The 1,257-nt window shown below is 45.9% G+C and carries 2 protein-coding genes; both read left to right on the plus strand.

Translation table 11 applies throughout. The features are described from left to right. Window positions 1-41 precede the first annotated feature (41 nt). A complete protein-coding gene (locus F8C67_RS14235; protein WP_170266486.1) occupies window positions 42-419 on the plus strand; it encodes a transposase in 378 nt (125 codons plus the stop codon). Between the two features lie 20 nt (window positions 420-439). Beyond that, window positions 440-1,257 (plus strand): IS3 family transposase (locus tag F8C67_RS14240; RefSeq protein ID WP_151668530.1); only part of this gene is annotated, 818 nt, incomplete at its 3' end.

Below are 1,257 nucleotides of genomic sequence, written 5' to 3' on the forward strand. Positions count from 1 at the left end.
TGTCACGTCCTGAAATAGGTTGACACAATTCAATGTCAACTATGAATCAGAAATCGAGACGTTTTTCAACAGAATTTAAAGCGATGGTAGTTGCTGAATATTACAGCAGTGCCCTCAGTATGGCGGATCTAGGCAGGAAGTATGGGATTTTGGGATCGAGCACCATCTCCAAGTGGGTACACAAACATGAGTCACGCGAGGGTGTAAGCTCCTTAAATACTCGTACCTTGAGTGCTACTATGAGTGGTCATACTACCAAGAGTAAGGAAGAGCTTCTGGCTTACATCAAAGAGCTTGAGCGGTCTTTAGAGCTGTCGCAAGACAAGTCTATAGCGCTTGAGCACTTCATACGTAATGCTGAGAAGGAGCTTGGTAAACCCTTGCCAAAAAAGCCCTTTACCAATCGATCCAAGAGCTGAGTGAACTCTACTCTAAAGGAGTGAGCTACTGGTGCAGATCGTTTGGTGTTAGCCGTCAAGGCTACTACAAGCACAATCACGCGCAAACGAAACGAGAAGATAGGCAGATCAATTTGCTCTTAGCGGTTCGTGAGATACGTCAGCGGCACCCTAAGATGGGGGTGCTTAAACTGCGAGAGAAGCTACAATCTCATCCTGACATCGTAGGCAGAGATCAGTTGTACAACTTGCTACGTTCACATGGGATGTTGGTTCGCATGCCCAGGAACAGGAGACGCACAACGAACTCGAACCATTTATACCGAAAGTACCCCAATCTGTTGCTACGCAAGAAGGTAGTGCGCCCTATGCAAGTCTGGGTAAGTGACATTACCTATGTTGAGGTCGACGGTAAGTGTCAGTACTTGAGCTTGATTACTGACTTATACTCAAAGAAGATCGTTGCTGCAGTGTTGGCAAAAGACCTAGCTGCGAGGAACACTCTTCGAGCGTTAAAAGAAGCTATCGCGAGAGAAGGTGCGCCAGAGATGCATCACTCTGATAGAGGGATACAATACTGTTGTCATGCATATATAGCCTGCTTAGAGAAGCACAAGATCAAGATCAGCATGACCCAATCAGGCGACCCACGGGATAACGCCGTTGCAGAACGAGTCAACGGTATCTTGAAAAATGAGTACATCTACCCATACTTGGAAAATGGAATACCTGCCAAGACCGTGGTTGGATATGCTCAAGAGACTTACAACGATGACAGGCCACACCTCACACTTGAGTTGAAAACTCCCAATGTGATCCATAAATCGTCAACCTTATCTAGGAAGAAAAATGAGATGTT

This window comes from Phaeocystidibacter luteus (assembly GCF_008933115.1).
In the GTDB taxonomy this organism is placed as follows: domain Bacteria; phylum Bacteroidota; class Bacteroidia; order Flavobacteriales; family Schleiferiaceae; genus Phaeocystidibacter; species Phaeocystidibacter luteus.